21 protein-coding genes are annotated in these 17821 nt (G+C 39.8%); all 21 read left to right on the forward strand.

Annotated elements, in window-relative coordinates:
* The first annotated feature begins 327 nt into the window (after window positions 1-327).
* The 21 genes from xerC to fliY all read left to right on the forward strand — a co-directional run bounded on the left by xerC (window position 328) and on the right by fliY (window position 17810).
* Entirely contained in the window at window positions 328-1227 is a 900-nt protein-coding gene (gene xerC / locus CSV74_RS01550) for a tyrosine recombinase XerC (RefSeq protein WP_099690337.1), read from the forward strand.
* Between the two features lie 8 nt (window positions 1228-1235).
* The gene (hslV, locus tag CSV74_RS01555; RefSeq protein WP_029052304.1) at window positions 1236-1775 is read left to right on the forward strand and encodes an ATP-dependent protease subunit HslV; all 540 of its coding nucleotides are present in this window, start codon (window positions 1236-1238) and stop codon (window positions 1773-1775) included.
* 3 nt (window positions 1776-1778) lie between these two features.
* Window positions 1779-3167, forward strand: a complete 1389-nt coding sequence (gene hslU / locus CSV74_RS01560) for an ATP-dependent protease ATPase subunit HslU (RefSeq protein ID WP_099690565.1) — start codon at window positions 1779-1781, stop codon at window positions 3165-3167.
* Window positions 3168-3253: 86 nt separating this feature from the next.
* A complete protein-coding gene (gene codY, locus CSV74_RS01565; protein ID WP_099690338.1) occupies window positions 3254-4030 on the forward strand; it encodes a GTP-sensing pleiotropic transcriptional regulator CodY in 777 nt (258 codons plus the stop codon).
* Between the two features lie 545 nt (window positions 4031-4575).
* Entirely contained in the window at window positions 4576-4965 is a 390-nt protein-coding gene (gene flgB / locus CSV74_RS01570; RefSeq protein ID WP_099690339.1) for a flagellar basal body rod protein FlgB, read from the forward strand.
* 2 nt (window positions 4966-4967) lie between these two features.
* Window positions 4968-5429, forward strand: coding sequence for a flagellar basal body rod protein FlgC (flgC, locus tag CSV74_RS01575; protein ID WP_099690340.1), 462 nt, complete (start codon window positions 4968-4970; stop codon window positions 5427-5429).
* Between the two features lie 30 nt (window positions 5430-5459).
* On the forward strand, window positions 5460-5768 hold the full coding sequence (fliE, locus tag CSV74_RS01580; protein WP_099690341.1) for a flagellar hook-basal body complex protein FliE: 309 nt from the start codon (window positions 5460-5462) through the stop codon (window positions 5766-5768).
* A 60-nt stretch (window positions 5769-5828) separates the two neighbouring features.
* Entirely contained in the window at window positions 5829-7430 is a 1602-nt protein-coding gene (gene fliF / locus CSV74_RS01585) for a flagellar basal-body MS-ring/collar protein FliF (RefSeq protein ID WP_099690342.1), read from the forward strand.
* A gap of 13 nt (window positions 7431-7443) precedes the next feature.
* Entirely contained in the window at window positions 7444-8457 is a 1014-nt protein-coding gene (gene fliG / locus CSV74_RS01590) for a flagellar motor switch protein FliG (RefSeq protein WP_029053210.1), read from the forward strand.
* Complete coding sequence (gene fliH / locus CSV74_RS01595; protein ID WP_158231727.1) at window positions 8450-9223, forward strand: flagellar assembly protein FliH; 774 nt, start codon at window positions 8450-8452, stop codon at window positions 9221-9223. The genes fliG and fliH overlap by 8 nt, the downstream gene beginning before the upstream one ends.
* Complete coding sequence (fliI, locus tag CSV74_RS01600; RefSeq protein ID WP_099690343.1) at window positions 9220-10560, forward strand: flagellar protein export ATPase FliI; 1341 nt, start codon at window positions 9220-9222, stop codon at window positions 10558-10560. The genes fliH and fliI overlap by 4 nt, the downstream gene beginning before the upstream one ends.
* On the forward strand, window positions 10557-11009 hold the full coding sequence (gene fliJ / locus CSV74_RS01605) for a flagellar export protein FliJ (protein WP_099690344.1): 453 nt from the start codon (window positions 10557-10559) through the stop codon (window positions 11007-11009). Before fliI ends, fliJ begins: the two co-directional genes overlap by 4 nt.
* Before the next feature lies 1 nt (window position 11010).
* The gene (locus tag CSV74_RS01610) at window positions 11011-11622 is read left to right on the forward strand and encodes a MotE family protein (protein WP_099690345.1); all 612 of its coding nucleotides are present in this window, start codon (window positions 11011-11013) and stop codon (window positions 11620-11622) included.
* A 28-nt stretch (window positions 11623-11650) separates the two neighbouring features.
* A complete protein-coding gene (locus CSV74_RS01615) occupies window positions 11651-12928 on the forward strand; it encodes a flagellar hook-length control protein FliK (RefSeq protein WP_158231728.1) in 1278 nt (425 codons plus the stop codon).
* Between the two features lie 3 nt (window positions 12929-12931).
* Entirely contained in the window at window positions 12932-13621 is a 690-nt protein-coding gene (flgD, locus tag CSV74_RS01620) for a flagellar hook assembly protein FlgD (RefSeq protein WP_029053204.1), read from the forward strand.
* A gap of 17 nt (window positions 13622-13638) precedes the next feature.
* Window positions 13639-14010 (forward strand): TIGR02530 family flagellar biosynthesis protein, encoded by a 372-nt coding sequence (locus CSV74_RS01625; protein ID WP_099690347.1) that lies wholly within the window; start codon window positions 13639-13641, stop codon window positions 14008-14010.
* An 84-nt stretch (window positions 14011-14094) separates the two neighbouring features.
* Window positions 14095-14892 carry a flagellar basal body rod protein FlgG gene (gene flgG / locus CSV74_RS01630; RefSeq protein WP_029053202.1) on the forward strand — a complete coding sequence of 266 codons (798 nt, stop codon included), beginning with the start codon at window positions 14095-14097 and terminating at the stop codon, window positions 14890-14892.
* Between the two features lie 54 nt (window positions 14893-14946).
* Complete coding sequence (locus CSV74_RS01635) at window positions 14947-15171, forward strand: flagellar FlbD family protein (protein ID WP_029053201.1); 225 nt, start codon at window positions 14947-14949, stop codon at window positions 15169-15171.
* On the forward strand, window positions 15161-15592 hold the full coding sequence (gene fliL, locus CSV74_RS01640; RefSeq protein WP_029053200.1) for a flagellar basal body-associated protein FliL: 432 nt from the start codon (window positions 15161-15163) through the stop codon (window positions 15590-15592). The genes CSV74_RS01635 and fliL overlap by 11 nt, the downstream gene beginning before the upstream one ends.
* Before the next feature lie 48 nt (window positions 15593-15640).
* On the forward strand, window positions 15641-16642 hold the full coding sequence (gene fliM / locus CSV74_RS01645) for a flagellar motor switch protein FliM (RefSeq protein ID WP_029053199.1): 1002 nt from the start codon (window positions 15641-15643) through the stop codon (window positions 16640-16642).
* Complete coding sequence (fliY, locus tag CSV74_RS01650; protein WP_029053198.1) at window positions 16635-17810, forward strand: flagellar motor switch phosphatase FliY; 1176 nt, start codon at window positions 16635-16637, stop codon at window positions 17808-17810. The genes fliM and fliY overlap by 8 nt, the downstream gene beginning before the upstream one ends.
* Window positions 17811-17821: the final 11 nt, after the last annotated feature.

The raw sequence follows: 17821 nt of genomic DNA on the forward strand, positions 1-17821 counted from the left end.
TTCGATCTTCAGTTTTTTAGTTGTAGTAGCAATATGCAACTTCCTAATAGATATAACGTCTTATATTTTGGAAGAAGTAATGGTGGATAGGATGAAGAATTCCTTAGCTGTTAAAGTAATTTGACTGTTATGTGACGGAAATAGTTCATAAATCTAAAAATAATCAATAACCAGTTTTTCAAAGTTGCCCAAAATTCCTTGCTAATGTATAGTGTTTTATGGACAACATTCGGCTTTGATAGTTTATTTCGAACTGTATGTAATCAATAATCTTGCGAATCTTTAAGTGCACGTTGTACGATGATAAATTCGTATCGAGGTGATAAAATGATTCCTGAAATAAAAAAATTGGTAGAAGAATATGTATCTTATATTCGACTAGAGAAAAACTACTCATCCTACACGGTCGCGGAGTATGAAAAAGATCTTCGGGATTTTTTATTATTTCTACAACAAGAGGGAATCGAGAAATTGGAAGACGTCGACTACCCCGTAGCTAGATTGTATATTACACGATTATATGATCGTTCTTATGCGAGAACTAGTATTTCCAGGAAAATATCAGCCATCCGCTCATTTTATACATTCATGAATGCTCGATACGGGATTGAAGATCAAGCATTTCGATTATTGTATCATCCGAAGCAAGAAGAACGCCTTCCTGCTTTTTTCTATCAGCAAGAACTGGAAAAGCTTTTTGAAGTCACGATAGGGGAAGACTTCCGCTCTTTGCGAGATCGTGCTTTACTTGAGTTGCTTTATGCGACAGGGATCCGTGTCGGTGAATTAGTAGAAATCGAAGTGCAAGATGTGGATCATTATTTAGGAATTGTGAAAGTAATGGGTAAAGGACGAAAAGAACGATTTGTGCCATTCGGGAGTTTTGCAGAGGGAGCGTTGCAAAACTATATAGACAGTAGTCGTCCACAATTGATGAAGCAAAAGAAGCATACAAAATTATTCGTCAATCTGCGTGGAGACCCTTTGACGGATCGCGGTGTGCGCTATGTATTAGATGATTTAATGGAGAAAGCGTCTCTACATACAAATATTACACCACATATGATCCGGCATACGTTTGCGACACATTTGCTTGGGGCCGGAGCAGATCTTCGGTCCGTACAAGAACTGCTGGGACATAGCCATCTATCGTCAACTCAGGTCTATACCCATATCACAAATGAACACTTACGCCAGACTTATTTACAAACGCACCCTCGTGCTTAGGAGGAACTATAATGAAATTTCATGCAACAACGATATTTGCTATTCATCATAATGGGCAATGCGCTATGTCAGGTGATGGGCAAGTGACGATGGGCGAGTCGGTCGTCATGAAGCACACAGCGAAGAAAGTCCGTAGATTATTTAACGGCAAAGTCTTAGCTGGTTTTGCAGGTTCTGTAGCGGATGCTTTTACGCTATTTGACTTATTTGAAGCTAAACTCAATGAATACGATGGAAATCTTCAGCGAGCGTCAGTTGAACTTGCTAAAGAATGGCGTGGAGATCGTATCCTGCGTAAATTAGAAGCATTGTTACTTGTTATGGACGAAAATACGCTATTACTTGTCTCAGGTACTGGCGAAGTAATAGAGCCGGATGACGGGGTATTAGCAATCGGTTCCGGAGGTAATTACGCACTAGCGGCCGGGCGTGCACTGAAGAAGCACAGCAGTGAATTGACAGCGAAAGAAATTGCTGAAATCTCACTTGAGACAGCTGCTGATATTTGTGTGTTCACCAATCATAATATTATCGTGGAGGTGCTTTAAGTGATGAAGCAAGAGATGACTCCTAAAGCGCTCACAGCGTATTTAAATCGTTATATTATTGGGCAAGAAAAAGCGAAAAAGGCAGTTGCTGTTGCTATGCGTAATCGTTATCGCCGTATGCAGTTGACTGCTGAAGAACAAGAAGAAGTTATTCCGAAAAACATTTTGATGATTGGACCTACAGGTGTCGGAAAAACAGAAATTGCACGAAGAATTGCCAAGTTGATTCATGCGCCTTTCGTAAAAGTAGAAGCGACAAAGTTTACGGAAGTCGGATATGTAGGACGAGATGTTGAATCAATGATTCGTGATTTAACTGAAGTCGGAGTACGTATGGTGAAAGAGGATATGCGTGAAGCGGTTAAAAAGCAGTCTCAAAAGTTAGCGGAAGAACGTTTAGTAAAATTACTAGTACCTGAAGCGAAAAAAAATACAGAAGGTCAAAATCCCTTTGAAATGTTTTTCGGTCAAAAGACACAGCCAGAACCCGAACAAACAGAAGATCAAGCCGAGATTAGACGAAAGCGTTCAGACATCGCTGAACAACTTGCAAATGGTCAAATTGAAGACAAGATGGTGACAGTAGACGTGCAAGCGCAACAACCATCTTTATTCGATGCGTTGCAAGGCTCTGGTATGGATCAAATGTCGGGTATGCAAGACGCTTTATCTTCACTTATGCCAAAGAAGAAAGTTCAGCGTCGCATGAAAGTCAAGGATGCGAGAATTGTACTGGAAGCGGAAGAAGCGGATAAGTTAATTGATCAAGATGAAGTGGCACGTAAAGGAATTGAGTTAACGGAACAAGCGGGAATTATTTTTCTTGATGAAATGGATAAAATCGCAAGTAGCAATCAAAAGTCTTCAGGTGAAGTGTCTCGTGAAGGTGTACAACGTGATATTCTGCCAATCGTCGAAGGTTCTACGGTTACAACAAAGTATGGTGCTGTTAAGACCGATTATATTTTGTTCATTGCCGCAGGAGCATTCCATATGTCGAAACCGTCTGATATTATTCCGGAGTTACAAGGTAGATTCCCAATTCGTGTAGAATTAGACAAATTGACAAAAGATGATTTTGAGCGCATACTGCGAGAACCGGATTTTTCTTTATTAAAACAATATGAACGACTTCTTGCGACAGAAGAAGTTGAAATTCAATTTACGGATGAAGCAATCAGTAAGCTGGCTGAAATTGCATTTGAAGTTAATAATGAAACAGAAAATATAGGTGCAAGAAGATTGCATACGATTTTAGAAAAGTTGCTAGAAGATTTATCATTCGAAGCGGCAGAAATCGGACCTGCATCAATTAAGATTACACCAGCATATGTGGATGAAAAGCTGGATGGAATTGTAAAGAACAAAGATTTGTCACAATTTATTCTATAAGGAAGTCGTAACAGTTTATTTAATGATTGAAAACCTTTAGAATATTCATTAAAGTCTGAAGAAAACCTTGAGGAGGAACAATAAAGATGAGTTTATTAGTAAAAACAAGAAAAATTAATGCAATGTTACAAGAAGGTGCAGGCGGTCCTGTTAACTTTAAAGAGATGGCAGAAGAGCTAAGTGAAGTAATTGATTGTAACGCGTTTATCGTAAGTAGAAGAGGTAAATTACTTGGTTTAGAAATCCATCATCAAATTGACAATGAACGCATGAAGAAAATGTTCGAAGATCGTAAATTCCCTGAAGAGTATACGAACCGGTTGTTCCAGATTAGTGAAACGTCTCCAAATATCGATATCGAGAGTGAACATACTGTATTCCCTATCGAAAACAAAGAATTATTCCAAGAAGGTTTAACTACAATCGTTCCAATCATCGGCGGTGGCGAACGCTTAGGTACTCTAATTCTTGCACGACTAAAAGAAGGATTTACAGAAGATGATCTAATCCTTGCTGAATATGGTGCGACAGTAGTAGGTATGGAAATTTTACGTGAAAAATCAGAGGAAATTGAACATGAAGCACGCAGTAAAGCGGTTGTGCAAATGGCGATTAACTCATTATCTTACAGTGAGCATGAAGCAATCGAACATATCTTCAAAGAGTTAGACGGAAATGAAGGTTTGCTTGTAGCTTCTAAAATCGCTGATCGTGTTGGAATTACACGTTCAGTAATCGTCAATGCACTTCGTAAACTTGAAAGTGCTGGTGTCATTGAATCACGTTCTTTAGGAATGAAAGGTACGTATATTAAAGTATTGAACGATAAATTCCTAGGAGAGCTTGAGAAACACAATTCATAAAACAAAATACTATTCAAATTCAAAACTGTTTAGAAACTGAAGGAACTTCCGTTATTGCGGATTTTCTTCAGTTTTTTTATTGAAATGATATCTTTTTGGTCGTGCCGAACTAATCTTATGTTATATACATGAAAAACAGGGAATACTAATTATATTAGGAATAATGTGAAGTAGATGGATATAAGTGAGAGAATACCGTGCAATCGATATAGTAATTCAATTACACTGCATATTAATTTTTGATTAAATAACTCATATTAAAATTAAAGAATTCCTTATTCATTACATAATAAATAAATTTATATGATACTAAGTAATTAGTGTTAATGTATAGACTAATCTGAATTACTGTAGGTGGTTATTTTATACTATATTTTTATTTAGAAAACATTGGACAAAAATCATTAGTCTCAGCTACAATAGAGTAGTAGAATACTAAAAAACGACCTATTTAGACAAAAATAGTATTAAAGAGTAGTATGACCTAAGAAATTTTTAAGAAAAACCGCGAAAAATGGGTTAAATGAGGGAAAGGTGGGGAAACGATGGAGATTTATAGTGGTACCATCAACCTGCTTGAAAAAGGATTGAATTATTCATCTGCGAAAGGTAAAGCAATTTCGCAAAATATAGCGAATGTAGACACACCTAACTATAAAACTAAGAACGTCAATTTTAAAGAAGTGTTTTCTAATGAGAAAAGTAAGGGTCTAGAAGCGTACAAGACTGACTCGAGGCATGTAGACTTTATGCATTCCACGGCAAGTAAAACATTTGATATATCTAATTTGCGTTATCGACAAGATCGCAATGGTGTTGATATGGATAAAGAACAAGCGGATTTAGCTGCCAATCAAATATATAACTCCGCTTTAATAGAACGATTAAATGGGAAATTTAATTCTCTACAAAGTGTTATAAAAGGAGGACGTTGATTATGAGTATATTTCATAGTCTGAACGTATCGGCTTCTGCATTAACTGCTCAACGCCTACGTATGGATGTCATATCTTCCAATATGGCCAATGTCGATTCAACTCGAGGAAAGCAAGTTGATGGGGAGTGGCAGCCGTATAGAAGGAAAACTGTCACATTACAACCGAAAGAAGGACAGTTCTCTTCATTTTTGCAAGCTGCAAAAGGAGTTCACTCACACGGTAACGCAGGAAATGGAGTGGTTGTAACACGTGTGAAGGAAGATCAGGAGACGCCGTTCAAAATGGTATTTGATCCCTCTCATCCAGATGCGAATGAAGAAGGTTATGTAGAAATGCCAAATATCGATCCTTTGCGTGAAATGATTGATTTAATGTCTGCAACGAGATCGTATGAAGCAAATGTAACCACGTTAAATGCAAATAAATCTATGTTGATGAAAGCATTAGAGATTGGAAGATAAAGTAGCACTATTTAAATAGGAGTGAACTAGATGGCCATACAATCAATTACAGGGGCTATGCCCGCCATGTCGATTCAGCAACCTGAAGTGAAAACACAAAGAACACCTTTTGAAGCCCAGCAGAATTTCTCAGCAATGTTAAACAATGCGATTCATCAAGTAGATCAAACGCAAAGGGTCTCAGATACTATGACGACGAAACTTGTCAAAGGTGAAGATGTCGATTTGCATAATGTGATGATCTCGGCACAAAAAGCAAGTGTTGCTTTAAATGCAACAGTAGAAATGCGCAATAAAGTGGTAGAAGCATACCAAGAAATCATTAGAATGCCTGTCTAACAGATAGAAAGCACTAGGTGGAAAGTGATTAAGCCTAGTGAGGCTGACCGGGGGATTAGAATGAAAGAAAGATTGACAAAGCTCAGAGCGGATCTCAAAGCTTTCTGGGAGAGTCGAACAAAAAACCAAAAAACTATTTATATAGCGACAGCGACCGGCATGATTATATTGGCGGTTTTTTTAACAGTGACTATGTCGCGCACTACATATGTAACGCTTTATTCAGAAGTGTCACCATCTGAAATTGGACGGATAAAAGAAGTCCTGGATGGTCAGGGGGTACCTTATCTAGTGGAGCCAGGAGGTACTGCAATATCAGTGCCTGAAAAACAATTGGATAATCTACGTGTATCGCTAGCGGCTGAAGGTTTCCCGGATTCCGGTCTGATCGATTATTCCTTCTTCTCGGATAATGCTGGCTTTGGTACTACGGATAATGAATTTAATATGATTAAGCTCGCTGCGATGCAAACAGAATTAGCAAATCTAATAAAGGGTATAGAAGGTATTAAGGACGCAAAAGTAATGCTTACATTACCGACAGAGGGTATTTTTGTAAATGACACGACGTCAGAAGCTAGTGCAGCGATTATGTTGAAGACAAATCCCGGACAAAACTTTTCAGAACAACAAATTACATCACTTTATAATCTAGTCTCAAAAAGCTTGCCTAATCTATCTAATGAAAATATCGTCATCCAGAACCAATATTTTGAGTACATTGATCTAAAAGATTCAGGAAATTCTTATGGAGCAAGTGTGACTGATCAAATGGGTGTAAAAAAAACCATTGAACGTGACTTGCAACGACAAGTTCAAATGATGCTCGGTACGTTGATGGGACAAGATAAAGTAGTTGTATCCGTTACGACAGATATCGACTTTAAGAAAGAACAACGTGAAGAGAATCTGGTTACACCCGTAGATTCGGAGAACATGGAAGGTATTGCATTAAGCGTGCAACGGATAACGGAATCATTCTCAGGTACGAACCCGGCAGTGGGCGGTACACCTGAAGGAGAGGATCCGACTGATAATCGTACTACCTACGTTGAAGGTGAAGGCGGAGACGGAGATTACGAACGGCTCGAAGAAACGATTAATAATGAAGTAAATAGAATTAGAAAAGATATAGTAGAGAGCCCATACAAAATTAGTAATATCGGTATTCAAGTGATGATTGAACCTCCTACTGCGGATGATCCAACTTCATTGGCACCTGAAGTACGACAGGATGTTGAACGTATTTTAGAGACCATTGTACGTACTTCATTGGATACAGAAGTAGCTGGAGAATTAACAGAAGAAATACTAGCCGAAAAAATTGCGGTTTCCGTTCAGCCATTAAAAGGGAAAAATGTGGTCTTTGAAGATGCTAAGACAATTATCCCTTGGTGGGTATATTTGATTGGCGGCGTATTGCTACTCGCAATTATTGTTCTGGTTATACTGTTCTTGCGCAAGAGACGTAATGAAGCAGAAATGGAAGAAGAGTTAGCTGAGGAACATGCTCAGACTCAATTAGATTCAGTACAGGTCGATGACATAAACTTGGAACAAGAGACAGAAGCGACAGCACGCAGAAAACAGCTAGAAAAGATGGCTAAAGATAAACCAGAAGAATTTGCGAAATTATTGCGAACATGGATCACCAAGGAGTAACGGAGGGGTTTAGTTGGTTAAGAAAGATAAAGACATGTCAGGAAAACAAAAAGCTGCTCTTTTGCTTATCTCTTTGGGTCCTGAAGTTTCAGCTTCAATCTATAAGCATTTGAATGAAGAAGAGATTGAGCAACTAACGTTGGAGATTTCGGGTGTGAAAAAAGTAGAGTCCTCTGTAAAGGAAGAGATTATTGAAGAATTTCATAATATTGCTCTTGCGCAGGACTATATTTCTCAAGGTGGTATTGGCTATGCCAAAACAGTACTTGAAAAAGCACTTGGAAAAGACCATGCCCAAGCCATTATTAACCGTCTAACATCTTCACTTCAAGTGCGACCGTTCGATTTTGCAAGACGCGCAGAACCATCACAAATACTAAATTTTATCCAAAATGAACACCCGCAGACAATTGCTTTAATTTTGTCATATTTGGAAGCGGAGCAGGCAGGATTAATCCTGTCACAGCTTCCGCAAGAAATGCAAGCGGATATCGCGAAACGAATAGCGACAATGGAATCGACCTCGCCTGAAGTAATCAGTGAGATAGAAGCAGTACTTGAACGAAAACTATCATCTACTGTTACCCAAGACTTTACTGAAACAGGCGGTGTAGACGCGGTCGTTGAAGTATTGAATGGTGTAGATCGTTCGACGGAGAAAACAATTCTGGATGCTCTTGAAATTCAAGATCCTGAGCTTGCCGAAGAGATTCGTAAAAGAATGTTTGTTTTCGAAGATATTATCACATTGGATAACCGTTCAATACAACGTGTCATCCGTGATTGTGAAAATGAAGATTTGATTTTAGCGATGAAAGTATCTAGTGAAGAAGTGAAAGATATCTTATTCAAGAACATGTCACAACGAATGGCAGAGTCATTCAGGGAAGAAATGGATGTAATGGGACCTGTACGACTTCGTGACGTGGAAGAAGCACAATCCCGCATTGTAGGAATCATCCGCAGACTTGAAGATGCAGGCGAAATCATCATAGCGCGTGGTGGAGGAGATGACATCATTGTCTAATTTGTTTCGGTCCGAGCGAACTGTAATGAATCAACGTCCCACAAAAGCAATTTCGATACGTAATTTGCAATCATTGGAACCTGAAGAAGAAGCGGAAGAGCCGGTTAGTACAGGCATGATGTTCATGGAACGCAATCGTTTGTTACAGGAGATGGAGCAACGTAAAAACATTGTAGATGCCGAAATAAAACAGCGATTGGAACAAGCGGCAGCGGATATCGAATCAATGCATGCAGCTTGGGCAAGGGAAAAAGAAGAATTACAGCAACGAGCATATGACGAGGGATTTCAAGTTGGATTCGATGATGGACGGAATAAAGCTATGGCGGAAATGCGTGAAATGATAGAGGCTGCGAACGAAACTACTACATTATCTTACGAGAACGCTACGCAATATTTAATCAATCAAGAACGAGTGATTTTGGATATCGGTATGAGCTCGGCGGAACGGATTATTAATAAAGTGATAGAAGAAGATGATGAGACATATTTATCGATCGTGCGGAAAGGAATTAAGGAAGCGCAAGAAAGCAAAGAGATAAAACTGTTCGTCTCAATTGAACAGTTTAAAATGGTAACGACACATCGCTCTGAGCTTGCTTCGATCTTTCCACCAGAAACTCCATTCCTTATTTTCGTCAATGAAGATTTCAGTGCAACAGATTGCTTTATCGAAACGAACCATGGCCGAATCGTAGTGAGTGTAGACGAGCAACTGAACGAACTGAAAGAACAATTGGTGAAAATCATGGAAGATGGTGTGTGAATTTGAAAAAAGCTGAAGATCTAATTCCGATTATCCCAAATATCAACACACTGAAAAAGTATGGTCGAGTAATACGGGTTGTTGGATTGCTTATAGAATCAGAAGGTCCTGAGTCATCAATTGGGGATGTATGTTTCATCCATTTGAACATTCCAGAAGGGGGACGTTCCCTCATTCAAGCAGAAGTCGTAGGGTTTAGAGAAGAAATTGTTATGCTAATGCCTTACACAGATATTCGCAATATTTCAAGTGGCTGTCTAGTCGAAACGCTGGGCAAGCCTCTTGAAGTAAAAGTCGGTATGAATTTACTAGGACAAGTCCTGGATTCTTTAGGAAGACCTATTGACTCAAGTCCATTGCCTAAAGGTTTGGCAACTGTTCGCACAGAAAACAGTCCACCAAACGTTTTGACACGTCCTACTATTAATGACAAGTTAGCTGTAGGAGTAAAAGCAATCGATGGGATGTTAACGGTAGGCAGCGGTCAACGTGTAGGGATTTTCGCAGGTTCCGGTGTCGGCAAAAGTACATTGCTCGGGATGATCGCCCGTAATACGGAAGCGGATATCAACGTGATTGCACTTATAGGAGAACGTGGTCGTGAAGTTCGTGAGTTTATCGACAGAGACCTTGGCCCAGAAGGTTTAAAGAAAACAATTGTAGTCGCCGCCACTTCAGATCAGCCAGCACTTATGCGAATTAAAGGTGCTATGACAGCGACAGCGATTGCTGAGTACTTCCGGGATAAAGGGCTGAACGTCATGTTGATGATGGACTCAGTCACACGTGTAGCTATGGCGCAGCGTGAAATTGGTCTAGCGGTCGGGGAACCGCCTGCAACACGGGGATACACACCTTCCGTTTTCGCTATTTTACCTAAGCTTTTGGAACGTAGTGGTACTAATGAAAAAGGTGCTATTACCGCATTTTACACCGTGCTGGTTGATGGTGACGATATGAATGAGCCGATAGCGGATGCTGTTCGAGGAATTCTCGACGGTCATATAGTCTTGGACCGTACGCTTGCCAATAAGGGTCAGTACCCCGCGATTAATATTTTGAAAAGTGTTAGTCGTCTGATGAATCAAATAGCAGATCCTGAACATTTGAAAGCAGCCGCAAAATTACGCGAACTGTATTATGCCTACGATAAATCTGAGGATTTGATTAATATTGGTGCATATAAAAAAGGGACGTCACGTGAAATTGACGAAGCAATTGAATATGAACCGATCATTACCAATTTTCTAAAACAAAAATTTAACGAGAATATTCAATTGGAAGATACGGTAAATGAAATGATCGCGTTAGCTTCTGAAGGAGGAGAGCGCAGATGACTACTTTCTATTATCGTTTTGATAAAGTGCTGAATTTACGTGAACAAGAACGTGATGAAACGGAAATGGCGTATAAAGAAGCGATTGAAGAATTTGAAAAAATTGCAACGCAACTGTATGACCAGATGAAAAAGAAGGAAAATATCTTGGAAGAACAGCAACAACGAATGACTACAGGTTTTTCCATTGATGATTTGCACAGCTACTCCCGATTCATTAACACACTTGATCTATCGATTGATCATATTCAGCAAGAAGTGATGAAGTCTCGTTCGAAAATGAATTGGTATGAATCTCAATTGCTCGAGAAAAATATCGAAGTGAAGAAGTTTGAAAAAATGAAAGAAATCGGGAAACAACAACATAATGTCGAGATGGAACACGTAGAGATAAATCGCATTGACGAACTATCGACAATGAAGTTTCGTTCAAGAGAAGATAGGTGGTAAAGTGGCTAAATTAAATAAGAAAAAAGAGGTTGGAGTATCAATAGACAGGCAAAGTAAAAAGTCTATTGGCTTTTTCCAAATATTGCTCGCATGGATTATCATCCCTCTTATGTTCACGACGGCTGTCGTTCTAATTATAGCCAAAGTAGCAGATGTAAACGTCTTTGATCAGGCGAAAGAGTGGACATCAAAAGTTCCATTACTTGAACAAAAAACACCTGATGAAAAGATCGAGGGTGATCTAATACTGGAAGAACGAGTCATTTCTCTTCAAGCGGAGATTCAAGAAAAAGAAGCGCAATTATTTGAAGTTCAAGATGAGCTCACACAAGTAAAAGATTCGAATGAAACACTAGTGATCGAGAAAGAAAAGCTGAATGAAGAAATCGAGAAATTAAAACTTGCGCAAAGTGAATCGAAGCGTGATTTTAAAGAAATTATCACGACGTATGAGCAAATGTCGGCTAAATCTTCAGCTCCTGTCATTACAAAAATGGGAGACGCGGAAGCTGTTCAAATATTATCTAGTCTAAAGCCCGCTACTTTAGCAGCTATACTAGAGAAAATGTCCCCTGAAGATGCTGCTAAATATACTTCTATGCTTACAAAGTAGTATAATAGTAATTGAGGGAGGTGGAAAAGTGAATTTAGGGCTACTAAAGAATGTAGGTTCGCCAAACATACTTATGAAATCATCCACTTCAACAGCAACTATTGAAGGAGAGCGATTTGGGGAAGTGTTTCAGAATCACCTGTCTGCTAGTGCTGTTCCTGTTAAGTCGCAAATAAAAGGTGTGGATCAAGAGTTAACTAAACTACTCGGTGAAGTTCTTAACGCTGATTCTTTGGGAGAGCTAGAGCAGTCTGTTAAATCTTCAGCTATTGCTCAATTATTAAAAGAAACAGGGATGCTACAAAATACTCCAGTTAAGTTAACTGATCTATCAAACTTAGAGAAATTACCTAGTCTGCAACAATTAGCACATATTATTAGTGAAAAACCTGATAAACTAATAGAAACAATTACAAACGTCCTAGAAGATGCCGGTATGTCCAAAGAACAACTGGATCAGATGGCCGCAACAGAAGATATTTGGTTCGCGCTCGATGTTTTACAGAAATTACCTACTGAAAAAATTCAAGCTGCTATAGAGAACATACCACCTAAAGACTCAGTGGAATTGATGGTATTACTTAAAGCAATTGAATTAGCAGCACCCGAAATGGATTTATATACAAAACAAGAAGATCTCGTGAAAACGATTCAGCCGATTCTTTCACAATTTTCAAGTCAACTGGAACAAACGACCGTACAACCTCTAAAAATTCCACCGGCTATGCAACATATCATTCGGTTCATGACAGAACAATCTTCCGCAGACACAATGCAACAAGATCAACAGTCGAGGCCTAGTGAAACAGTAGCTCCGGTTTCAATCGCTTCACAGACTGGTACAACGCCGGTATTCCAAATGAACGCTTCAGAGAAAGTTCCGGAAAGTCGAAGTGAAGCTTTGATGCGTGAATTCCAAGCCGTGCTAAATCGAGCAAATTTTGGTCAGACGAATGGAATGAACCGTATTTCAATCAAGCTGTACCCAGAACATCTCGGGCAAGTCCGGATTGAATTGCTGGAAGTGAATGGTGTAATGACTGCGAGAATCTTAGCATCCACTGCGATGGCACGTGAAATGCTGGACAGCCAAATGCATCAGTTGCGACATGCCTTCAATCAACAGAACTTACAAGTAGAGCGAATCGATTTATCACAAACGTTACAAGATCCGTCAAAGAGTGATCGAGAACAGGCATTCAATAAGCAAAATCAGCAACAAAAAGATCAAGCTGCAAAACAACATGAAAATCAAGATGAACAGGAACAAACATTCCGAGAATTCATGATTGAACTGGAGGTGTAAACATTGCCAGAAGGAACAAATGCTGCAACAACGAAAAATGCGATCACTGACTCGATGTATTTAGTCAATAAGCAACGCGATCAGCGAAAAACGGGACCCGATACAATGGGGAAAGACGCATTCATGAAAATCTTGATTGCCCAGATGGCAAACCAAGATCCAACGAACCCAATGAAAGATACAGAGTTTGTCGCGCAAATGGCGCAGTTTTCATCATTGGAACAAACTATGAACTTAGCAAAGGCATTTGAGAAGTTCGCAGATTCACAAAATCAGAGTCAGTTAATTCAGTACAATAGTTTCGTGGGAAAAGAAATACGTTGGCATGAAGTATCAGATAAAAAAGGTGAAGACGACCAGCCGATCATCAACGAAGGAACTGGCATCATACAGTCAATCAAGTATATCGACGGTTCAGTAATCTTCACGATGGCGGATGGTAAGGAATTATCACCTGGAAACATTTCTGAAGTAATGGGCAATGGATCTAATTCAGGCTCTGGAGCAGTCGGTCAACCAAACAGTCTAGTACAAGCCAGTATGCTGATTGGGAAGACAGTGGGCTATATGGAAGGCGAAGAAGAACGTACGGGGAAAGTCATATCTGTTACGAATAAAGAAGGCAGTCTACATTATGTATTACAAGACGGTACGAAGATTGAAGGCAATCAATTTACAACTATCAGTGAATAATTGAATGGAGCGATGTCATGAACAAGATCAATGCCCATCGCATTCCATCACCGCCACTCACACGCCAAGGACAGATACAAGCACAATCTAAGCAGTCATTCTTTGAACACTTACAGCAAGCGACGCAGCCAGAGAAGTTAAAGATTAGTAAACATGCGAACGACCGGTTGCAAGAACGTGGCATTCAAATGACCGACGCAGAATGGGCGCGTATCTCAGAAAAAGTAGACGAGGCGAAGAGGAAAGGAATCCGTGACTCACTCGTGTTGACTGATCAAGCCGCACTCATTGTTAGTGCAAAGAACTCAACCGTTATCACCGCGATGAACCGCATGGAAGCGAAAGATCAACTGTTTACGAATATAGATGGCACGATACTACTTAGCTAAATAAGGCAGGACCTTAACAGGATGCCAACTGCACCGCCGACTGAATGACGCGGTGCACTCTAAAACCGAGAGGGGAAACTATTTATGATTCGCTCAATGTACTCAGGAATTTCTGGACTAAAGAACTTCCAAACGAAATTAGATGTAATTGGTAACAATATTGCTAACGTGAATACGTATGGCTTTAAAAAGGGGCGTACGGTATTTAAGGATTTGTATTCGCAGACTGTGGCGGGGGCTACTGGTCCTGGTGATACTAGAGGTGGGGTGAATCCTAAGCAAGTGGGATTAGGAGCGCAGTTAGCAACTATTGATACAATGCATAGTCCTGGATCTACACAATTTACAGGTAACACGCTAGATTTAGCTATTGAAGGAGACGGTTTTTTTATAGTTGAGGATGGAAATGATGAAAAATTATATACTCGTGCAGGAAATTTTTATCTTGATAAAGATGGAAATATCGTGGATGGAGATGGAAGATATCTTTCTAAAGAGGGCGGAGGTTCAATTGAAGTGCCTCTAGAAGCAACATCACTTTCAATTGGGCAAGATGGTGTAGTTAAATATGTACTTGATGGAATTTTAGAAGGTGAAGATGTCGTGGCGTTAGCCAAGTTTTCAAATCCAGGCGGTTTGACGAAAATTGGTGGAAACTTATATCAAGAAAGTGCTAACTCAGGAGTAGCGGAAGATGGAACGGGAGCACCATTAATAGATGGCCGAGGTGCAATCAAATCCGGCTCCCTAGAAATGTCCAACGTAGACCTTTCCGAAGAATTCACAGAAATGATCGTTGCACAACGTGGTTTCCAAGCCAATACACGGATTATCACTACGTCAGATGAAATCTTACAAGAACTAGTAAACTTGAAACGATAACATAGCATAGTTTGAAGAGGAGGATCGGGCCGGCCTTGGCCTGGCCCCTTACATATGATTAAAGTGACAAGATTGAATCAAACGACTTTCACACTAAACGCATTGTACATAGAGAGAGTCGAGTCGTTTCCAGATACGACGATTACGTTGACGACTGGATCAAAGTACGTGGTTCTGGATTCAGCCGAAGAAGTAAACAGCCGAATCATTGAATTTTATCAAGCGGTCCAGCTACTATCCAATCCGCATATCCGGGGTGATGAAGAAGATGAAGAATAAACTATTGACGATTTCATTGATCATTTTAGTGAGTATTACGTTGATCGGTGTCGTGGCGGTCGTATTGATATTGAATTTCAATAAAGACAGTGATGGAGAAGAAAAAGCACCGTCAATTGATGAAATTATTGAGTCATCAGTGGATATGGAAGAAATTACAACGAACTTGTCTGGCCGTAATTTTGTCCGTATATCTCTGAAAATCCAGACAGACAGTAAAAAGGCAGCGGAGGAATTGACGAAACGCGATTTTCAAGTGAAGAACCTAGCTATTCAAGAGCTGTCGGAAATGACTACAAAAGATCTTGAAGGGAAAGCGGGGAAACAGCAATTTGAAGACACTATAAAAGCGAAGTTAAACGAGCTGATGCAAGATGGTGAAATACAAAAGGTGTATATTGTTTCATATATCATCCAGTGAGGGCTGGAGTGATCTACGAGAGATGTATGCGCGATGGGAGGTGGACCTATGTCAGCAGATGTACTGTCCCAAAATGAAATAGATGCACTGCTGTCTGCTTTATCGACGGGTGAAATGTCAGCAGAGGAAATGAAAAAGGAAGAAGAAACTAGAAAAGTACGTGTCTATGACTTTAAGCGTGCTCTTCGTTTCTCTAAAGATCAAATTCGGAGTTTGACAAGAATTCATGAGAACTTCGCTAGACTACTGACGACGTACTTCTCGGCCCAGCTGCGTACGTATGTGCAAATCAATGTGATGTCGGTAGACCAGATTCCGTTTGAAGAATTTATTAGCTCGATACCGAATATGACATTAATCAATATATTTGATGTATCACCGCTTGAAGGGAATATTTTGATGGAAGTCAATCCGAATGTCGCGTATTCAATGTTGGAGCGACTAATGGGTGGTTTTGGGTCGAGTTCAGGAAAAGCGGAAAATATGACAGAGATTGAAACGAAGATCTTGACCAATTTGTTTGAACGTTCATTTGACAGCTTACGGGAAGCTTGGTCAGGGCTAATTGACATTGATCCGTATCTGACAGAGATGGAAGTCAATCCTCAATTTCTTCAAATGATTTCACCGAACGAAACGGTGGTCGTTATTTCATTTAATATTATGATTGGTGAATCTAGCGGCATGATCAACATGTGTATTCCACACATTGTGTTGGAACCGATTATTCCGAACCTTTCTGTGCAGTACTGGATGCAGACGAATAAAAAAGAACCTACTGCTGAACAAAGCATAGAATTGGAAAGACGTATTAAAAATGCATCACTCCCTATAGTAGCTGACCTTGGGAAAGGTCAAATATCTATCGAAGATTTCTTGCATCTGCAGCTTGGTGATGTAATTTCATTGGATACTAGCATTGAGGAACCTCTAACGATAAGAATAGGGGAAAAGCCTAAATTCACAGCACAGCCAGGAAAATTACGTAATCGTATGGCTGTTCAAATACTGGAAATTTTGAATACGGGAGAGGATAACGATGATGAGTGATAATATTCTCTCACAGGAAGAGATTGAAGCGTTGTTACGGGGTGAAACATTAGAACCTGCAGATACAACTGAACCTGAACCCAAATTTATCGATATTAGCAACTATTTGACCGAAATGGAGCAAGATGCATTAGGTGAAGTGGGAAATATCTCGTTCGGCAGTTCAGCAACCGCGCTTTCCGCTTTGCTTGGGCAAAAAGTAGAAATCACAACACCACAAATTTCACTAATTCAACGTGATAATCTGGAAGATGATTTCGTCCATCCATATGTAGCCATCAAGGTCGAATATACCGAAGGATTAAGCGGCGTCAACCTGTTGGTGATCAAACAAAGTGATGCAGCAATCATTGCAGACCTCATGTTGGGTGGAGACGGGACAGCGCCGAATCAAGAGCTAAGTGAAATTCATTTGAGTGCGGTGCAAGAAGCGATGAATCAAATGATGGGATCTTCTGCGACTTCGATGTCTACTATCTTCAACAAAAAAGTAGATATTTCACCACCTACTATTGATTTGATGAATATCCAAATAGACCAGGGAACCGAAAATATTCCTGCGCATAATTTATTAATTCGTGTGTCTTTCAATTTAAAAGTTGGCGAGTTGATTGATTCTGATATTATGCAATTATTCCCACTGGAATTCGGCAAAAAGTTAGTATCTTCACTAATGGGGGAAGAAGAAGCGGCAACCGTGACGGAAGTACCACCTAATTCGCAAGCACCTTCATATTCTGAGCCGGAGCCTGCATATGAACCAGAACCTACACCTGTACAGCCACAATCACAATATCAAGCGCCACCTGTCCAGGAACCTTCTGCACCACGACAGACTCAAGCACCTGTGCATGTCCAGCAAGCAGAGTTTGCCAGTTTTCAAGCACCTTCTTTAAACAAGGAAGAATCAAACAATTTAAATTTACTACTTGATATACCTCTTCAAGTAACAGTAGAATTAGGACGTACGAAGCGTTCTGTTAAAGAAATTCTCGAAATGTCTGGAGGTTCAATTATTGAACTAGATAAATTGGCAGGGGAGCCTGTCGATATATTAGTCAATAATCGCTATATTGCGAAAGGGGAAGTAGTCGTAATTGACGAAAACTTTGGAGTCCGCATTACAGATATTTTAAGTCAAATGGATCGATTAAATAATTTACGATAGAAGATACTTGG

The sequence above is a fragment of the Sporosarcina sp. P19 genome (assembly GCF_002743165.1).
Classification (GTDB): Bacteria; Bacillota; Bacilli; order Bacillales_A; family Planococcaceae; genus Sporosarcina; species Sporosarcina ureae.

Coding starts and splice junctions, on each gene's coding strand:
- xerC (WP_099690337.1), top strand. CDS start 328: ATGATTCCTGAAATAAAAAAATTGGTAGAAGAATATGTATCTTATATT.
- fliY (WP_029053198.1), top strand. CDS start 16,635: ATGAGTGATAATATTCTCTCACAGGAAGAGATTGAAGCGTTGTTACGG.
- fliJ (WP_099690344.1), top strand. CDS start 10,557: ATGACTACTTTCTATTATCGTTTTGATAAAGTGCTGAATTTACGTGAA.
- codY (WP_099690338.1), top strand. CDS start 3,254: ATGAGTTTATTAGTAAAAACAAGAAAAATTAATGCAATGTTACAAGAA.
- fliM (WP_029053199.1), top strand. CDS start 15,641: ATGTCAGCAGATGTACTGTCCCAAAATGAAATAGATGCACTGCTGTCT.
- CSV74_RS01625 (WP_099690347.1), top strand. CDS start 13,639: ATGAACAAGATCAATGCCCATCGCATTCCATCACCGCCACTCACACGC.
- flgB (WP_099690339.1), top strand. CDS start 4,576: ATGGAGATTTATAGTGGTACCATCAACCTGCTTGAAAAAGGATTGAAT.
- fliF (WP_099690342.1), top strand. CDS start 5,829: ATGAAAGAAAGATTGACAAAGCTCAGAGCGGATCTCAAAGCTTTCTGG.
- flgG (WP_029053202.1), top strand. CDS start 14,095: ATGATTCGCTCAATGTACTCAGGAATTTCTGGACTAAAGAACTTCCAA.
- fliE (WP_099690341.1), top strand. CDS start 5,460: ATGGCCATACAATCAATTACAGGGGCTATGCCCGCCATGTCGATTCAG.
- hslU (WP_099690565.1), top strand. CDS start 1,779: ATGAAGCAAGAGATGACTCCTAAAGCGCTCACAGCGTATTTAAATCGT.
- flgC (WP_099690340.1), top strand. CDS start 4,968: ATGAGTATATTTCATAGTCTGAACGTATCGGCTTCTGCATTAACTGCT.
- CSV74_RS01635 (WP_029053201.1), top strand. CDS start 14,947: ATGATTAAAGTGACAAGATTGAATCAAACGACTTTCACACTAAACGCA.
- fliL (WP_029053200.1), top strand. CDS start 15,161: ATGAAGAATAAACTATTGACGATTTCATTGATCATTTTAGTGAGTATT.